Annotated in this window: 12 protein-coding genes; 7 read left to right on the top strand and 5 right to left on the bottom strand. The window is 66.6% G+C overall.

Going from position 1 to position 17,147, the window contains the following annotated elements; translation table 11 throughout:
- Positions 1 to 2: 2 nt before the first annotated feature.
- The 3 genes from HUW62_RS01855 to HUW62_RS01845 all read right to left on the bottom strand — a co-directional run bounded on the left by HUW62_RS01855 (position 3) and on the right by HUW62_RS01845 (position 1,764).
- Positions 3 to 200, bottom strand: coding sequence for a hypothetical protein (locus tag HUW62_RS01855; RefSeq protein WP_176433391.1), 198 nt, complete (start codon positions 198 to 200; stop codon positions 3 to 5).
- A gap of 36 nt (positions 201 to 236) precedes the next feature.
- Positions 237 to 656, bottom strand: coding sequence for a hypothetical protein (locus HUW62_RS01850; RefSeq protein ID WP_176433390.1), 420 nt, complete (start codon positions 654 to 656; stop codon positions 237 to 239).
- A 463-nt stretch (positions 657 to 1,119) separates the two neighbouring features.
- Positions 1,120 to 1,764 carry a glutathione S-transferase family protein gene (locus HUW62_RS01845; RefSeq protein ID WP_163867449.1) on the bottom strand — a complete coding sequence of 215 codons (645 nt, stop codon included), beginning with the start codon at positions 1,762 to 1,764 and terminating at the stop codon, positions 1,120 to 1,122.
- Between the two features lie 269 nt (positions 1,765 to 2,033).
- On the opposite strand from HUW62_RS01845, the gene HUW62_RS01840 reads away from it, so the two are divergent.
- The 6 genes from HUW62_RS01840 to HUW62_RS01815 all read left to right on the top strand — a co-directional run bounded on the left by HUW62_RS01840 (position 2,034) and on the right by HUW62_RS01815 (position 14,174).
- Positions 2,034 to 2,726 carry a DUF2490 domain-containing protein gene (locus HUW62_RS01840; protein ID WP_163867448.1) on the top strand — a complete coding sequence of 231 codons (693 nt, stop codon included), beginning with the start codon at positions 2,034 to 2,036 and terminating at the stop codon, positions 2,724 to 2,726.
- A gap of 360 nt (positions 2,727 to 3,086) precedes the next feature.
- On the top strand, positions 3,087 to 3,887 hold the full coding sequence (locus HUW62_RS01835) for a M57 family metalloprotease (protein ID WP_163867447.1): 801 nt from the start codon (positions 3,087 to 3,089) through the stop codon (positions 3,885 to 3,887).
- A 258-nt stretch (positions 3,888 to 4,145) separates the two neighbouring features.
- The gene (locus HUW62_RS01830; RefSeq protein ID WP_176433389.1) at positions 4,146 to 4,478 is read left to right on the top strand and encodes a MazG nucleotide pyrophosphohydrolase domain-containing protein; all 333 of its coding nucleotides are present in this window, start codon (positions 4,146 to 4,148) and stop codon (positions 4,476 to 4,478) included.
- 159 nt (positions 4,479 to 4,637) lie between these two features.
- A complete protein-coding gene (locus tag HUW62_RS01825; protein WP_176433388.1) occupies positions 4,638 to 8,339 on the top strand; it encodes a Fic family protein in 3,702 nt (1,233 codons plus the stop codon).
- Positions 8,340 to 8,531: 192 nt separating this feature from the next.
- Positions 8,532 to 10,577, top strand: a complete 2,046-nt coding sequence (locus tag HUW62_RS01820; RefSeq protein ID WP_255203173.1) for a LamG domain-containing protein — start codon at positions 8,532 to 8,534, stop codon at positions 10,575 to 10,577.
- A 75-nt stretch (positions 10,578 to 10,652) separates the two neighbouring features.
- Entirely contained in the window at positions 10,653 to 14,174 is a 3,522-nt protein-coding gene (locus tag HUW62_RS01815) for a hypothetical protein (RefSeq protein WP_163867443.1), read from the top strand.
- A gap of 61 nt (positions 14,175 to 14,235) precedes the next feature.
- Here the strand turns inward: HUW62_RS01815 and HUW62_RS01810 are convergent, their stop codons facing one another.
- Both HUW62_RS01810 and HUW62_RS01805 read right to left on the bottom strand, forming a co-directional pair.
- Complete coding sequence (locus tag HUW62_RS01810; protein WP_176433386.1) at positions 14,236 to 15,957, bottom strand: Hint domain-containing protein; 1,722 nt, start codon at positions 15,955 to 15,957, stop codon at positions 14,236 to 14,238.
- 217 nt (positions 15,958 to 16,174) lie between these two features.
- Positions 16,175 to 16,477: a hypothetical protein gene (locus tag HUW62_RS01805; protein WP_163867441.1), complete on the bottom strand. Its 303-nt coding sequence runs from the start codon at positions 16,475 to 16,477 to the stop codon at positions 16,175 to 16,177.
- Between the two features lie 116 nt (positions 16,478 to 16,593).
- On the opposite strand from HUW62_RS01805, the gene HUW62_RS01800 reads away from it, so the two are divergent.
- Positions 16,594 to 17,147: hypothetical protein (locus HUW62_RS01800; RefSeq protein WP_176433384.1), on the top strand; the 554-nt coding region annotated here is incomplete at its 3' end.

Here is a 17,147-nt window from a genome sequence, read left to right as displayed (position 1 = left end):
CTTTAGACATCTTCGGCATCGGCTCCCTGTGAGGTCGTCAGCACGCGCACCACGCCCGAGTTCAACCTGGTCTCGGTGAAGACCACCGCCAGGGCCACCCGGGCGCGCGTCACCTGCATTTGCTCCGCGGGGAAGAGCAAGACCCAGACCTGCACCCTCTCTCCGGAGCTCGGCTGCGAATGCAAGGAGAGCGTGCCCACGCTCCTCTCCTGCCCGAAGAAGTGACGCGCGGGTGCTCAACGCTGGACGGCGAGGATTCTCGCGCCAGGGACGTCCACTGCGTAGGTCGCGCCCATGTCGAGGACGATTTCCCGCTCGTGCTCGGCGCAGTTGCTCGGGCTGAAGGAAAAGCGAACGAACATGATGCCGCCTGGGCCTGGGGCGGTGGAGACGTTGAAGGCTTCACGCCTGTAGAGACATTGCTCCAGCGGTGTGGCTCCGCGATGTGGCTTGGCTCCCAACGGGCGGAAGTCCTCCATCGCCAGGGCAATGGCCGCGGCGAGGGTGCCCGACAATTCGTGAAGCCCCTGGGCCGGCAGGTCGCGAGGAAACACCACCCGCGCCGCTTCCTCCGGTGGCGCCTGAACCGGGCGGGGCCCCGGGCGAAAGAGGGCACATCCAGGCAGGACCATCAGGAGCAGGAGCGTGCGCTTCATGCAGTCACCTCGCCAACGTCACTCGCTGCCGACGTCCGTGATTCGCCCATACCGCTTGTCCTCATTCTTGATAGGGCCGATCAGCACCCACCGCATTCCTCGCCTCACGTACGCCTCACCAGGACGAGACTCGTTGACGCAGGGAACCAGCTTCATGATGGTGCAGTCCGTGTCCGAACTGGACGCGGATCAGGAACCGCTGGAGGCCCGCCTGCCGGTCCCCGGGCGACATCTCGGAGGGGGCCCACGGATGGCTGTGGTAGTCCGCGATGGGAACCACTCGCCCGCGCTCGTCCACCACATATCGAGGTGGAATGCACCGCTTGCGGTTGCTGGGCCCGACCAGGACGGTGGCCCCCAAGGGGGAACCATAGGTCGCGTAGTAGATTCCATCCCCGGGCGACTGCTGCAGGCCGTCATCAATCCCAGCCGAATCCCAAGTCGAGCCCTCATCCGTTCCCCCTCAGGCGCGGGGTCTCTGGAACGGCTCCATCTGCGCCTCCAGTGCCCGCTGGAACGCGGGCCGGGCCTCGCATCGCTCCTTGTACGCCTTCAACGTGGGAAACCCGTCGAGCACGTCCGTGTGACGGAGGATGCGCAGCACCGTCACCATCATCAGGTCGCCCACCGTGAAGCGGTCCTCCAGGTACTCGCGCGTCCCCAGCCGTGCCGCGAGCTCACCCAACCGCTCCTGGAGCGCCTCCACCAGCGCGGGCCTGCGCAGCTTCGCCCACTCCTCGTTGGGGAAGAACAGGTCCACCTCCGCGAGCGGCTGAATCGCGATTTCAACGGAGTTGAGCGCCGCGAAGAGCCACGTCACCGCATGGGCCCTGCCCACCGCATCCGTCGGCAGGAGCACTTCGCACTTGTGCGCGATGTGCAACGCGATGGCCCCCGACTCGAAGAGGACGAGGCCGTCCTCCTCGAACACTGGCACCTGCCCGAAGGGTTGGAGCCCGCGATAGTCCGCCGAGGCCTGGACGGCGCTGTCGATGAGCTTCACCTGGTACGGCAATCCAGCCTCTTCGAGCGCCCACCTCACCCGAAGGTCCCGCACCAGACCTTGAGCGAACGGCGGGACCCACTTGAATGCGCTGACAGTCCTCATGCCCCAGAATCTCCTCGGCTCGGTGAGCGTCCATCAAACACGCCACACCGACACCGTCAACGCGCCCAGAGTCCTCGCTCCTCGGCGCCGCCGCTCACACCCCGGCCACGGGCACCTGGAGCAGCTCCGCGCCCCTGTACCCTCGTCGACACGCCGGGCGCGCGGCCCCACGAACGACGCGGACACGAGCGCCCCATCGTCACTCAGGCCGCAGTCGTGTCATCAGCCGGGTTGAGCCCGTGTTCGAGTCATGCTCTAGGCCCCGCACCATGCGCACGGAGAAGCTCCTTCCCCTCATCGGCTTGTTGCTCGTCGCTCCCTTCCGCACCGTGGAGGCCCGGCCCGTCCAGTCGGAAGTCCAGCTCTGGTACACCGTGTCGGCCCAGGGCGGCATCGGAGAGCACTTCCTCTACTATCTGGAGGCGCAGCCGCGCTTCAGCAAGGACGATGGCCGCGCCATCCTCCGCTCGGCGGGGGGCGTGCGGCTGCTCCAGGACATGTCCCTGTGGCTGGGACAGGCCTGGATTCCGCTCTGGGTCTGGGATGGAGACCCGGCCCTGCGGCAGGGAGAGAGCCGCCTCTTCCAGCAGTACCTCTACACCCCGAAGCTGGGTTCGGTGCGAGGCACGCTCCGGGCCCGCTTCGAGCAGCGCTTCCTGGCCGGGACGACGGAGGTCTCCCTCCGCGCGCGCGTCATGCTCCGAGGCGCACAGCCGGTGGCCGCGGAGGGGCGGCTGTCCCTGATTGCCTGGGACGAGGTCTTCTACCACCTCAACTCGGTGGCGGGCGGCCCCAGCGCGGGCTTCGACATGAACCGCGCGTTCGTGGGCGTGGGCTGGAAGTATGGAGACCACGCTTCGCTGGAGGTGGGCTACCTCAACGTCTTCACCCGCCGGCCCACCGCGCAGAGCGATCAGCTCATCCACACGCTCGCCGTCTCCATGCCCTTCAACTTCATGTAACAGTTCGACAGGGGTGAATCCCCGGGGACCCGCCGAGCCCTCAACCTGGGTTGGTATTGCCCCATGAGGCAGGTGCCCGATAACCAGACATCACTGTGTGGTTTCGAAACGCTTCGAAATACTCCGAAAATCTCCTGGAGCCACGCGGACTTAAGCCCAACGGCGTCAACGTTGTTTACACATCCGCCTCGGATGCCTGGAGCACGGATACTCCACGTTATACATCGTTTGCGGGTTTCTCGCCCTGCGAGACTCAATGGCCCATCAATTGCTCAAGGCCGGGAGCGCGTCAGGCCGCTGCTGGTGGACACCAGGCGGATGACGCGTCCCCCCGTAGTCTGAATGGACGAGGAATCTCCGATGCCCGTGTTCCAGAAGATGTTCAAGGGAGCTGCTGTCCTCGCGATGACCGGTAGCGCGCTGCTGACTGGCTGCGGCACCGACGTGCAGGTTGATGAGTCGCAGGTCGAGCAGGAAATCATCGCCAACCTGGTCGAGGCCGGCTTCCCGGCGAACGACATCATGGTGGCGGACGGCAACGTGTACGTCGGCCGCGACGCCCACGTGACGCTCGAGGCGTCCCGCGAGATGCTGCAGCAGCCCGTGGAGACGATGGAGCAGTACCGCACGACCAACCTGGTCAGCTCCAGCATCACCCGCATCTGCGTCGTCCCGACGTCCACGTTCAACAGCTACACCCGCCTGAGCCAGGGCCTGGACCTGGCCATCGCGAACTACAACGCGCTGGGTCTGTCCTTCTCCATGGTGCGTGGCAACGCGGGCGGCTGCAGCGCGACCATCACCGCGCAGACCACGTCCGGCGCTGGCGGCTCGGCGGGCTTCCCCTCCGGCGGCCGTCCCTACGGCACCATCAACATCGGCACCAGCCTCAACACCTACAGCGTGGGCGTGAACGAGCACGTCATCACCCACGAGCTGGGCCACACGGTCGGCTTCCGTCACTCTGACTACTACAACCGCGCCATCAGCTGCGGCGGCGCCGCCTCCAACGAGGGCACCGCGGGCGTGGGCGCCATCCACATCGCTGGCACGCCGACCACGGCCTCCACCGGTGGCTCGCTCATGAACTCCTGCTTCCGCTCGACGGAGACCGGTAACTTCACGGCCTCCGACCGCACGGCGCTGACCACCCTCTACTAGTCAGCCCTGGCGACCACCCCACGGCGTCATTCTTGATGCCATGGGAGTCGACACCCGAGCCTCCGGTCCGCGACTCACGTCGGGCCGGGGGTTCGTGTTTTTTGACGGTCTCGGGTCAGCCCTCTTCGGAGCTCCGGGAAGTCACAAGCCAGCGCTCGGACTTCCCGCATCAGCCCTCCGCGAGTCGTGTATCGCGCGTGTTCCAGCCCGCGCGGCGAGGTGGTTGACGGCCCCCGCTTCATGACGGAGGACAGGGGAATGATTGAACTGCCCCCTGACGCCTCCATGAAGGACTACCAGCGCTACATCCACGAGCTGGAGGCCCTGCACGGCTGGCTGAAGCTGGACCTGGTCCACAACTGCTTCCTCATGGGCGAGGAGGTGGGCGAGGTCTTCAAGGCGGTGCGCCGCCACGAGAAGCTCTATGACGAGGGACGCGGCACTCCCACCGAGCAGGCCCGTGCCCACGTCGGCGAGGAGCTGGTGGATGTCTTCAACTACCTGCTGGCCATCGCCAACCGCGTCGGCGTGGACCTGGAGCAGGCCTTCCGCGAGAAGAACGAGCGCAACCAGCAGCGCACCTGGACCTGATGCCCCGCCTGTCGGGAGAGGTCGGCCCGTCGGAGCCCACCCTCCCTGGTACGAGGCAGTCCACGCCGGGGATGAGCCGACGTCCCGGGTGCTCGTAACGCAGCGAGCGACTCACATACCTTCGAGCGACGGTTTCCAGGTCCGGAAGGGACGGCGTCCATGGGTGTCTTCCCCCCCAAGCTCGACACAGACGAGAAGCATGCCCCCGTCGTGGAGAGTTCGCGAGAGATGACAGGCCGGCCCCCCGCGCCGTCCTTCGAGCAGCCCGCGCCCGACGTCTCCCGCTACGTCCAGCTCCAGGCCCGGGCCGCGCTCAGCCCCCGTGTCCAGGCCCAGCTCGGATTGCAGCGGATGATGGACAGCAGCCCCCGCGTGGTGGCCCAGGCTCGGACGGCGGAAGCCCTCTCCACGCCACCAGGCCGCGCCACCGGACTGCCCGGACCGCTGAAGGCGGGCGTGGAGCGACTCTCCGGGCTCCCCATGAATGGAGTGAAGGTCCACTACGACTCCGACAAGCCCGCGCAGCTCCAGGCCCTGGCCTATACCCAGGGCTCCGACATCCACGTGGGCCCAGGGCAGGAGCGCCACCTGCCCCATGAGGCCTGGCATGTCGTGCAGCAGATGCAGGGGCGTGTGAAGGCCACCACCCAGACCCAGGGCGCCGCCATCAATGACGACGCCGGACTGGAGCGGGAGGCAGACGTCCAGGGGCGGGCCGCCACCCAACGGATGCCCATCCACGAGGGAGGCACGCGCCCCGAGCCGGGGCCGTTCCAGACGCCGCACCCCACGTCACGACCGCCCATCCAGGGCGTCCACGGACGGCCGGAGTCGGGAGGCAATCGACTCAACCTGAGGACCCTCAAGGACCGACGCCACGACGGCGAACAGCTCTACCTCTACGGCAAGACGAACACCTACTACGCCCGGGTCAGCGGCTCGGCCGAGACCGGCGACCTCCTCGTCAAGGAGGTCGAGGCCGCCGCGCTCCAGGGCGCCAAGGGCATCGGCGAGAAGCGGAAACTCTCGGAGACACGAACTCCCGTGGCGCCCGATCTGGAGGAGCAAGACGACATGCTCCTCCAGGAGGAAGAACAGAAACAGGAAGCCAGTCCGGACGAGGGCGATGAGAACGCCCCGAGAAAACGCCAGAAGCTCGACAACAACGTCGCGGGTCAGCAATTGCTCGGCCTGTCCCGAGGTCTCACCCGCTTCGCGGAGGTCGGCTTCGAGGACGCGCTGACCCAACACCTCGCGAATGACACCGAGAACATGGACATCGCCCGCCAGGCCATCCAAGACGCCTGGCAGCTCCCGAAGCCCGACGACTCGGAGCGGGTCTGGACGACGTCCAGGCGTGAGCAGACCTTCGACTTCGACCTGAACATCAAGAACGCGAACAAGCTGTACGGCGGCTCCATCAACAAGACGAAGAAGAAGCAGCAACGTCACCGCCGCCTGGAGGAGAAGGCGGTCGACACGGATGGGTTCCAGCTCGATTCGCTCTATGCCGAGTCGAGTCGGGCCCACCAGAACCGCGTGGCCTCGGGGCTGGACTCCCGTGTCGCCACGGCCTTCTCCCTGGCGACCAATGGCATCGGAGACGAAGAGCAGGCCCGGCTGTTCGTCTTCGCGGGACTGCACGCCGACAAGCAGATGAGCCTCTTCGAGGCCTTCAAGTCCGGAGGTGTCCAGACACCCCAGCAGGGCGTCCACCTCTACCGGCAGGCCGTCCCCCCCGAGGTCGTCGAGGACATGCAGTGGAGGTATCCGGACGAGCTTCAGGCGCCAGGCTTCCAGTCCGTGCTCGAGGGGCTTGTCGCCCAAGAGGACGAGAGCACCTGGGGCCCGGGCCTGGGCGCGTTCCCCAGCTTCCTCCAGGACACGACGAAGAAGCAGGTCGAAGCGCTGCGGAGCAAGGGAGGACTGGTCAGCTCGGAGGAGTCAGCCCCCCAGGTTCCCGGCGTCCTCTGGGATGAGGTCTCCGCCAGGAACCAGCGGCTCATCCTCGGCATCCAGGACAAGCAGACCTACGACAGGCTCAAGGCGCGCTTCAGGTCCGCCGGGGATGTGGCCTCGTATGTGTCCACCCTGCTCACGAAAGGCGAGGACCACGACGCGGCCAAGACCGTGGACTGGTACAAGAACCTGGCCCTGGCCCTGGTTCCACCCGAGGCGCGCCCGCGGAAGCTGCCCGGCGCGGACAAGAAGCTCGCCCCCAAGAAACGGACGACGCTGGCGGACAATGTCACGAAGGTCGCGAAGTACCTGGGCACGTATGACTTCGGACTCCCGATTGAAGACAAACAGGCCGCCGCCAATCACCTGGTGGAGTCCGACCCCACCGGGGCTCACGGCATCAGCAAGTACATCTCCGGCGACTTTGGACAGCTCAGCGACGCGCTCGACGCCCCCTGGGGCCTGGAGAACAACCAGGTGGTCCTGCGGCAGGTCCACGACGTGGTGCGAGGCGTGGAGGGGCTCCCCGTCCACGAGGGCTGGGTCTACCGCCGCGAGGAGGTAGCCGACCAGGAGGAGGACAAGAAGGTCATCGGCGAGGTCGTCTCCCCCGGGGTGCTCTGGAGCTCGTCCCTCTCTCCCAGGTTCAACACCCAGTTCGACCGCGCGGGGAAAGGCGTCATCTATGCCATCCACAGCCTGTTCACCGGCCGCGACGTCCAGCTCCTGGCGGGCCAGCTCAAATGGTTTCAACGGGAGGTCGTCTTCCCTCCCTATGCGCGCTTCGTCGTGGAGGACGTCCAACCCCATGGCAACGCCACCGTCTACACCCTGCGGGAGATCGCGCCGGATGCCCGCGTCGGCGAGTTGGACGAGCGGCCCCTCGACGTCGACGAGTCGCGCCGCGAGGACTCGGAGGTCCGCAGCTACATCGACCAACGCCACCATCAGCAGGCGGTGGAGAAGTTCCAGTCGCTGGAGCCCTGGACGCAGCAAGAGGCCGAGCACCTGGGCATCGAGGGGCTGACGACGGGCATCCACGCGCCTCGCGAGCTGTATGGCCTGCGGGGCTTCCGGCGCTGGCAGAAGTTGCTGCGCCGCTCCCTGGCGGATGAGTCACTGGCGCGCTTCTGGACCTCCGCGGGGTTGCTGGAGACCGCATCCGAACTCGCCGGAGAACCCGTGGCCCTCCGGGACAACTGGAGAGGCTGGGGACAGGACGACGACGAATACTCGCTGGCACCCGAGGGCGCCGACAATGCCACCACCCTGGGACTGCGCATCGGACGGTGGTTCGGCGCGGATGACCTGGCCGCCGGCTGGAAGGGGGCATTGAAGAACCTCCCAGCGGGCGACTACGTGGGCGCGGACACCTTCGCGCCGCTGGCCTCCGCGAAGTACCAGCAGGAGAAGCTCCGGGAGCATGGGAAGCAGAAGGCCCTCTGGATATGGCGACAGGATGTCCAGGCACTGGTCGACGCGGGGGTCCTGAAGAACGCGAAGGGACTGGTGAGCCCTGGCAAGGGAAAGGCCCAGGACTACAAGTACTCGGTGACGTATGGCATTCAATCCGCCGGGGAGCTGGAGGGGGCACTGACACACCTGCTGGACTCGACGCGCGTGGAGCTGGAGGGAGCTCTGACAAAGGCTCCCGCGGAGAGCGCGGAGGCGGTGACGCGAATCGCCGCGCGGCTCCAGCAACAGCTCGTCGCCATCCACCCCTTCGACGACGGCAACGGCCGCATCAGCCGGCTGTACATGTACAACGTCCTCAAGACCTACCTGCCTGACGACGAAGCCTATGGCAGCCTCCCCATCATCCCCGACACCGGCAAGGACCTGACCACCTCCGAGTCACAATGGGGTGACCAGCTCTGGAACGAGGTCCGCAAGGGCCGGTAACCCTCCGAGCATCTCCCTCGTCTGGAGACCTCGCGCCTCCGGACGCGAATGCGTCCCGGCGCGACGCAACGGCGTTACGACTGGACGCACCAGGTCGGCTCACCCCGAGCCCGCGCCACTACCTGACCGGGCGAGAACAGGGGAATGCGCGGTCTGGCGCATCCCTTGCTCTGCCCTTGTTGCATGAGACCCATGTATCAGTACGGTGCCGCGGACGTGCGTTATGGACAGAGCATCTCACTTGGCACGTCGAGCCCTGTCGACCTGAGCGGCAGCAGCTCCTACTCCATCGGGTTCTGGCTGAACCCGCGAGCCCCCGCCTACGACGGATTCCTGCTGCTGTCTGGCACGTCCTATTACATCGGGCAGCACGGGATGCTGCTCACCCTCAGCATCCCGGGCATGAGCACGCCGCAGCGCTCTGAAATCGAGCTGCTGCAGAACCAATGGCAGTACGTCCTGCTCGTCTTCGAGACCCAAGGCACCAACCAGGGCACCTACTCGTTGTCGGTGAATGGCACGCCGTTCATCGAAGGCACCCTCTCCCGGGTCACCGCGACCAACAGCCTGTTCAGCCTGGGCCACACGTCGGACGCGCAGTTCATCAATGTCGCGTTCTGGTCCACGGCGCTGCCCGAGGGTGAGCGCCTCCCCCTGTGGGACATCCCCTCGCCGAGCACGAACCTCGCCGCGTGTTACAGCTTCGCGGATGGCTCCAGCAATGACGTCTCCGGCCAGAACCGGAACGCGGCCACCTTCACGGGCGGCGCGCAGGTCGTGATGGTCGCCCCGGCGCTGCGGTTGCTCAACACGGGAGTCCAACCGTCTCCTCGCGACGCGCTCACGGTGGTGGCGGACGGAGACCCCTTCAGCGTGCAGGCCTGGTTCAACTGCGACGCGCCCTCCGAGTTCCAGGCGGCGTCCCGGACCCTGTTCTCGTGCAGGGACCGCGACACCGGCTACGGCTTCTCGTTGGGGGTGATGTGGAACGGCGGTGGGTTCAACCTCGAGCTCAAACAGGACACGGCGGGGGGCTCCAGCGGCTGGGGGGACAGCATCCAACTGCCCCCGGGCTCCTGGCATCACCTGGCGGCCACGTATGACGGGACCATGGTCTACATCTACCTCGATGGGACCCTGACCTTGACCATCGTGTGCACCATGCCGGTGCTCGCGAACCCGGTATGGATGTTCGGCGCCACGTACACCCCTGATACCGCGGGGTCCGCCGAAAACGAACTCCAGGGCTACCTCCAGGCGGCGGCGCTCTGGTCCCGCGTGATTTCAGCCAACGAAGTCCAGCAGTACATGTCGGAAGACCCCTCCGACTCCGACGGCTGCGTCGCGTTCTATGCCTGGAGCAGCCTCATGCTCGCCAACCAGGTGACAGGCAATCCGCCGGTGCTCCTCAACACGGCCTTTCCCGCCACCGTGGTCACCCCGCCGTCCGAGTCGCCGCCCCCGTCCGGAGGCTCCTATACCCAGGTGGAGATGGTGCAGCCCTCGGCGCGGCTGGAGCCCGCCGTCCGCTGGTCCCCGGACGAGGTGCCCTACCCCGCCAACAGCCCGCTTCCGCCCGACCAGGTCGAAGCCATCATCGCCGCCTATGAGCCGGTGCTCGCCTCCGTTCCTGGAGCGATGAAGGACCGCCTGCGCTCCCTGTTCCGCAACAACCTCTACCTCGGCCTGGCGAAAGGCAACGGCCCCGGAGGCATGCCGGTGGGCTCCATCGCCGGAAAGGTGGAGGGCGCCGCGTACGTCTTCTACCACCACACCGCCCAGGGGCCCGTGGAGTGCGGACGGATGGAGTTGACCGTCAACACGGAGTGCGTCGGCTGGGTCATCTCCGTGGCCGCGACTTCGCTCTGCCTGCTTCTGACGGTGGTGGGGCTGGGGTTCTCGGCGACCAGGGCCGTCTCCTCCTTGAGCAAGGTCATCGGAGAGAGCACGGCGCTGCTCAAGGATATCGGCGAAGCGGCCAAGGGCGCCACCAGCGGCAGCACCGTCATCAAGGTCATCAAGGCGCTCTACGTCGCGGGGACGCTTGGCAAGGTGGTGGGTGACATGTTGACCGGAAACTGGGTCTCCATCGCCCTCAACTGCGCGTCGCTCATCCTCATGGTCGTGGGCCTCTTCACCACCGGGGGCGCCTACCTCGCCGTCGTGCTGGCGCAGCTCGTCATCAACATCGCCGTCCTCATCGCCGTCATCGCGCAGAAGCCGAGCAACTGCTGCTGAGCCTTGATGAAACCCGGGCATGGGTCATTCATGCCCGGTTGACGCCGTGTGCGACGTCTCTGCTACACGGCGTGCATGCCCCTGAACCCAAGACATCTCGCGGGAAGGCTGTCATCCGCCTTCCTGCTCCTGCTGATACTCCATATCGCCTGTGACACGGCGCCCGCGGCGCCGGCGGTTTTGGCCCCCGGGGCTGTCGGCACACAGCAGGCGCCGCTGGACCCGCCCACCTGGTTCACGGATGTGGCCATGGTGGGCACCAGCGCTTGCTCCACCGGCCTCAACAACTACGGCGTCATCGACAACTGTTACAACGTGGAGAACCCGCAGCGGCCGAGCATCTTCCGGGAGCTGTCCCCCGCGTGGCGGCCCTATCGCTCCACCTATGCGTCGCCACTGACGCTGCGCCCGGCCGCGCTCTCCGGGGTGATGCAGCCCTTTCCGCCGAACGAGTACGACAACGGGTGGTCCACGCCCCGGATGCCGGAGAATGGCGACGCGGCGAATGCCATCCAGGTGCTGCCTTTCAACCGAGGCACCAACGACGGCCGCCTCTTCGTGCGCGGCGGCTGCCGTGGCTGCGCGGAAGGCTCCATCCTGTACTCGTTCCGTCCGGAGACGCTGGGCCAGGACTTCCGCTACGACTTCGCCAGCAAGGGCATCCGGTACGTGCAACCTCCGCACACGGTGGGCCTGCACCCCTTCACCTATTTCAACCCCATGGCCACCGGACTCACGGCGAAGAACAACGGTGACTTTCCCGACGCGCTCCACAGCACCACCTGTGAGAACTCGATGTCCGCCCAGCTCCAGGGCAGCCATGGGCGCAACCCCGTGGCGTGCACGGCCCGCTATGACGTGAGCACCGCCCCCGTCCCAGGCGACTGTTATGAGATGTCGCTCGTCTACGGAATGGTCGCCTCCGACGGCAAACGCTGGGAGCTTCGCTCGGTGGACCTCACCGTCTTCGTGCGCACGCCGAAGTCCACGGATGCGGGCAAGCCCGTCGACGGGGCGGGCACCGCGGGCTGGGGCCTCTGGGTCTACCCTCGCAACCCGGAGGGCGAGGTGAAGTCCCTGCCCACCTGGAACCTGCCGCCGTACCGCCCCTTCAACATCCATGACTCGCCATGGGGCGACATGAGCGCGGGCTCCACGTACAGCGTTCCCGGCACGCCGGACACCATCGACTGGCGGCGCCTGTTCACCGCCAACCCTGGCTTCCAGTGCTACATCGCGGTGCCGGTGTGGCCGCTCCCCACGCCCGTCTACGTGCGCAACACGTCCGCCTCCGCGCCCAAGTGGTGCCAGTTCTTCGACCGGCAGAGCTACCGCTCCTCGTTCCAGGTCGAGGACGACGAGGACGGCGTCATCGGCAACGGTGGGACGTGGAATGGCGTGACGGGCTGGGGCACGAACGAGCGGCCCTATGCGTTGTTCGAGCCCGCGACGAGCGGTGACGGACGGCTGTTCGTCGTCAACATGAATGGCCTGTACTACGCGGCCTCCGACGACGTGTGTCGCGCCTCGAGCTGGGGGCACTTCAAGCCCATCAGCATGATGCCCATGGACCCGCTGGTGAACAGCCGCTACGAGCTGGCGAAGTCCCAGGTGGTCAACGGCCGGCCGCAGCCCTTCCGGGACACGCTGGGCAATGCCATGCCCTTCGGCGTGCGAAACCAGTGGGCCTACCCGTGGTTGGACCGCGAGGGGAAGAACCTGTTCTTCGCCGCGAAGAACAATCCCCATGACGGCTACTACGCGCGGCAGGTGCTGCGCGAGGACCGCTACAGCACCATCTCCCAGACGGATGTCACCTGGGGCCCGCCGTCGGATGCGACCCGAGCGACCTTCAATCCGGACCGGGCGCCCGCGCAGGCCGTCAGCGTGCTCGGCGCGTGGACTCGCGGCAAGGCGGTCATCCTCGACAACGGGCTGAGCATCACCGACCTGGCGGGCCACACCGACGACCAGTACCAGCGAACCTATGATCTGCGCCTGTACTCGGGCGCGGACGTGTCACTGACGCCCCGGGGAAGCTCCCAGATCTTCTCCTTCGAGAACCAGCTCAACCACTTCGACGGGATGCGGCCCACCCTGCCCTTCGACGTGGTGTGGAACGTCCAGTCGAACACGCAGCGCAACACCGAGGTGGCCTTCGACGACTACCTCAACAAGCGCGCCTTCGTCGTCGCGCACATGAACGCGGCCATGCGCATGGACGTGTCTCCGTATGGGCCCTGGCGCGCGGAGACCTTCGCCCAGGACGGCTTCATGCCCGTCAAGGACGCCTGGGCCTATGTGCGCGGCGGCCAGCTCGCCGACTTCCGCTTCAAGCGCAACCCGCTGGCGCAGAACGCCGCCACGGGCAGCCCGCTGCTCGGCACGGATGGACCGCAGGCCCCCACCTCCGTGCGCCTGCGCGGCGGCGCGCGCATCGAGCCCGTGGCCCTGGGCGGCGTCAGCGGCAAGGGTGTCTGGCTGGATGGCCTGAATGACCTCATGGACATGGGCTATCCGGTCAACGGCGCCCAGCGTGACTGGCTGCTCGGCATCTGGCTCGACTCACGTCAGGACAACGTGCTCAGGCCCGGCGCGACGCTCGTGCGGAGCCTGCCACGCACCCTCTTCTACTTCTCCGACAACTCGTGGGTCGGGCTGGTCCAGGTGAAGGACAACACCGGCAATGTCTGGCACGAGCTCTCCGTGTACAACGGCGCGACGGGCGCTTCGTACACCGTCAACCTGGGCTCGTTGGTGCAGGCGGGGCGCTACTTCCACTTCGGCATGAAGATTCACACCGTCGGAGGCCAGCGGACCCTGGCGTTCTACATCGATGGGACGTGGCACTCGACGCTGACCGTCGCGCCGGGGGACGTGGGCTTCGACCCGATGTTCAACTCGATGAATGGTTGGACGTGGATGACGGTGAGCGACCCGGGACCGGCCTTCGTACCGGGCCAGATGCGGCTGCCCTTCTTCGGCTGGGTGGATGAGCTGCGCATCTACGCCCTGGCACCGGGCGACGCGCAGCGGCCCTGGACCGAGGAGCTCGTCTGCAACCAGGCGCTCGGCACGACGGTGGACCTGTCGCGGCGGGAGCCCGAGCCGTGGACTCCGACGCTGGAAGCGCTGCGCTCTCGGGCGGCGCTGTATCCCGGGATGCGGCGGTCCATCTGCGAGCAGATGCGGCTGGGCACCTACTCGGAGCCGCTCGACTACCCGGCCCAATACGGAGAGCACCTCTGCATCGACCGGGTGCACAAGAATCCGCACCCCACTCCCGGCCTCGCCGCGCGGTGCATGCGCGCCGGGATGCTGGCCATGCCCGCGCTCCATTCGGCGATGCCCCGCCCGGACACGAGCGGCAACGCCTTCTGCCTCTCATGCCACACGGGGACGGCCACCCTCCCAGGGCTGCGTCTGGGTGCGCTGACGGCGGGGACGGGGCCGCGGTTCCAGGACAGACGGCGCCAGCCGATGAATGTCCCGGCGGTCATGGGCGGCGTCGTCCCGCCCTGGCTGACCACGGGCATCAACCAGCCAGACGGAACACGCACGCTGGACCAGCACTTCGACCACTTCCCGGCACCCTGACGTCGGTGAAGACAGACGCCCCCGCCCTGGCTCTACGTCAGGGCGGGGCGCCCTCACTCCATCAGGGGCCCTGGGGGAGCCGACCCGTCTTCAGGCTGTTCTGGTAATCCACCTGCCACTTCGAAGGGAGCCGCGCGAGCAACTCCGCCGTCACAGCCGCGCGGTCCTTGAACTCGTAGGCGCGCTGCATGCTCACGTCGCCGACCAGGAAGCCGTTGGCATACAGCGTGCTGCCCTTGGCTTCGCGGCGCTCGTTGAGCGAGGTCCGGTCCAGCTTCAGGTTGTGCACCGCGCCCTTGAACATCTCGCGGTCCGCCTTCACCAGCGTGGAGACACCCGAATCAGTGACGACGCGGTTGCCGACCTTCAGCTCCTCCGCCCACACCACCCCTTGGTCCGGCGTCATCACCGGGTGCGTGCCCGTGAGGAGCAGGTCATGGCCCGCTTCGTCGCGGAGGTGGACCATCGGGATGCTCTCGGTGCCCACCGTCGTATCCGCCACGCGCAGCGCCTGGCCAGAGCCATCCGTCACCACGCGGGTGCCCTTGGCGATGCTCTCGATGGGGGCGCTCTTGCCACCCGCGAGCTTCACCTGGGTGCCTTCCGCCAGGCAGCTGTAGGAGATTTGAATCTTCGGCACGCACGCCATGCCCGGCGTGAAGGTGGGCGACGAGGAGAACTGCTTGACGACCCGCGTCGGCCTCCCCCCTCGGTTCATCGTCACGTCGATGCTCATGAACAGGTCCACGTCCTCGTAGGGCCTGAAGAGGATGCCGGTGAAGACGCCCTGGTTCTGGGGAATGGACCACCGCACCTGTCGTGGGTCCGCGGGGTTGATCTGCAGCCAGCTGAAGAAGGTGCCAAAGGCCATCTGCCGAGGCCCACCGCTCTCCTCGACGAGCTTGGCGTACGTGTCCACCGTGTTGTTGATGCTGGTCACCGGGAAGGGGAAGGTCATCGTTCCCTGGAGGGGAATCTGGACCTGCTGGATAGCGACCATCGGGTAGTCGCAGTCCCCGTTGTTGCGCTGCAGGCAGATGGTGACGATGTTGTCCGGCCTCGCGACGGGCGCCAGGTCCTGAGGATGGATGATTTCACATCCCGGGGACGGAGCGACGGTGAGGGACTTGAAGACGACCTGCTCCTCACCGTTGAACGAGACGATGCTCGCGGAGTCCACGAAGAGCAGCGCGTTCGGGTCCGCCGGGAGCACTCCGGTGGCGCGGGCCCACAGCTTGCGGCCATCAGCATAGACCTCGCCCCATCCATAGTCGGACACCTGTTGCTTCTGGAATTCATCCCAGACCACCACGTCCAGGAAGCTGTAGTCCGCCCCACCCTGGACGGTGGAGAACGCGGTCGCCTCGAACGTCCTCCCGTCCGGCCCGACGATGACCTTGCCAATCATGTGGTCCTTCGGCACCTCCGGGGCGGCCTGGGCGCTCACGCCGTGCTTGCGCGCGGCGTGACGCTCCCGCACGGATTGGAGCATGGCGAAGAACTGCGGATACTTCTCCGGCGTCTTGCCCGCCGCCGCCACGCGGGAGCGGAGGAAGCGGTACTGGGCCTCATCGGACAGGTCCAGCGCGACGACGCCATCATGCTTCGCCGCCAGCTCGCGCACGTAGGTCAGGTCCCCGGGGCGCAGCTCGTTCGAGCTCGGCATGTCGGTGCGACTCTGTCCTGACGCCTGCGGACTCTCCTTCTGGCATCCGGCCAGGGCGAGCCCCAGGGTGAGCAACAACGACAAGGGAGCGGCATGTCTGCGAAGACGTGATGACATGGTCTACCTCCGGGATGGATGGGTGACTGGAAAACAGATACCAAGATTTGGAATCCATCAAAATCCGGACAACCCCCGCAAGTTCCCAAACCGGACAAAGACACCACAAACAATCACAGACAGACAGAGTCCTGGTGGAATCCCACGAGCTGACATGGGGGTTTCCACGGGGTCTGCATCGACATGTGCGGCCCGACACGCCCCGCACCGCGACACTTCACAGGAAGTGGCCGACCAGTGAGTTGAAGTTCACCACGAAGTAGATCAGCGGAACGATGTTCCCCAGGACCAGGGTCGGCGCCAGCCAGACCAGTGCCAGAAGGACCGAGCCTTCGTTGAGATACACGAAGAAGTTGAACAAGAAGAGCCCCAGATAGAGGTCCATCGTCACCTGACGGCCCCATCTCAACGCGAGGACGCGCTTCAGGGACGTCCAGAACGACTCTGTCCGACTCGCGTGAACGGTGTAGCCGGAGAACAGGATCAGCAGTGCGAGCGCGAGCCAACGAATCCTCTCCATCGAGTTTTTGTACTTCGAAATCCCGCGGGCGGCCAGCAGCGGAATGGGATGCCTCTCGGGTGGACGGAAGGCCGCGTCCAGGGCTTGATGGAGGCTCAACGCCGGGGTCTCCGCCCATGTCCGCTGAAATGCCAACCGATGTCCGCACGCTCCTGGACCAGCTCCGCACCCTGCATTCCCGGATGCCGGTCCATCAGTTCGCCCCACTGACGGGACGCACGGCCGAGGGGGATGCGCTGCTCTATGGCGTGACGGGCTATGCGGACGAGACGCTGTTCCTCTATGGGTACTGCGTGGGGAAGACCGAGTACTGCTTCCTCTACGACTCGCCGTGGGACGATCTACACCGGGGCATGTTCGGGGGTTTTCGTGAGTGGTACGACGACCTCGTGATGCCCCGCGCCTTCCGGATGCGATACAGCATCTCGGAGCCCAAGCAACACGAGGTACTCGACCCGCTGCTCCAGCCGATGATGGAGCGACCGCCCCGCTACCTGGGGACGCGCGCCGCCGTGCTCCACCCGCTCACGGCGACCGCGGAAGAGGTCCTCCGAGACATCGACCGCTGGGACGAGCGACTGCGCTACCTGCGTCGTGCCCAGTCCCTGGTGCCCCAGGATGCGTCCCAGGTGGAGGGGTGGACCCCCGCGGTGGCCCGGTTTGGGGGGCT

The sequence above is a fragment of the Myxococcus sp. AM011 genome, from assembly GCF_013372595.1.
GTDB classification, from domain to species: domain Bacteria; phylum Myxococcota; class Myxococcia; order Myxococcales; family Myxococcaceae; genus Myxococcus; species Myxococcus eversor.
The sequence above is the reverse complement of the archived record's forward strand: the minus strand, read 5'-3'. Positions and strand labels throughout refer to the sequence as shown.

Bases quoted from the DNA above. Each gene is read 5' to 3' on its own strand.
- HUW62_RS01850 (WP_176433390.1), bottom strand. From the start codon at position 656: ATGAAGCGCACGCTCCTGCTCCTGATGGTCCTGCCTGGATGTGCCCTC.
- HUW62_RS01845 (WP_163867449.1), bottom strand. From the start codon at position 1,764: ATGAGGACTGTCAGCGCATTCAAGTGGGTCCCGCCGTTCGCTCAAGGT.
- HUW62_RS01840 (WP_163867448.1), top strand. From the start codon at position 2,034: ATGCGCACGGAGAAGCTCCTTCCCCTCATCGGCTTGTTGCTCGTCGCT.
- HUW62_RS01835 (WP_163867447.1), top strand. From the start codon at position 3,087: ATGCCCGTGTTCCAGAAGATGTTCAAGGGAGCTGCTGTCCTCGCGATG.
- HUW62_RS01830 (WP_176433389.1), top strand. From the start codon at position 4,146: ATGATTGAACTGCCCCCTGACGCCTCCATGAAGGACTACCAGCGCTAC.
- HUW62_RS01825 (WP_176433388.1), top strand. From the start codon at position 4,638: ATGGGTGTCTTCCCCCCCAAGCTCGACACAGACGAGAAGCATGCCCCC.
- HUW62_RS01820 (WP_255203173.1), top strand. From the start codon at position 8,532: ATGTATCAGTACGGTGCCGCGGACGTGCGTTATGGACAGAGCATCTCA.
- HUW62_RS01815 (WP_163867443.1), top strand. From the start codon at position 10,653: ATGCCCCTGAACCCAAGACATCTCGCGGGAAGGCTGTCATCCGCCTTC.
- HUW62_RS01810 (WP_176433386.1), bottom strand. From the start codon at position 15,957: ATGTCATCACGTCTTCGCAGACATGCCGCTCCCTTGTCGTTGTTGCTC.
- HUW62_RS01805 (WP_163867441.1), bottom strand. From the start codon at position 16,477: ATGGAGAGGATTCGTTGGCTCGCGCTCGCACTGCTGATCCTGTTCTCC.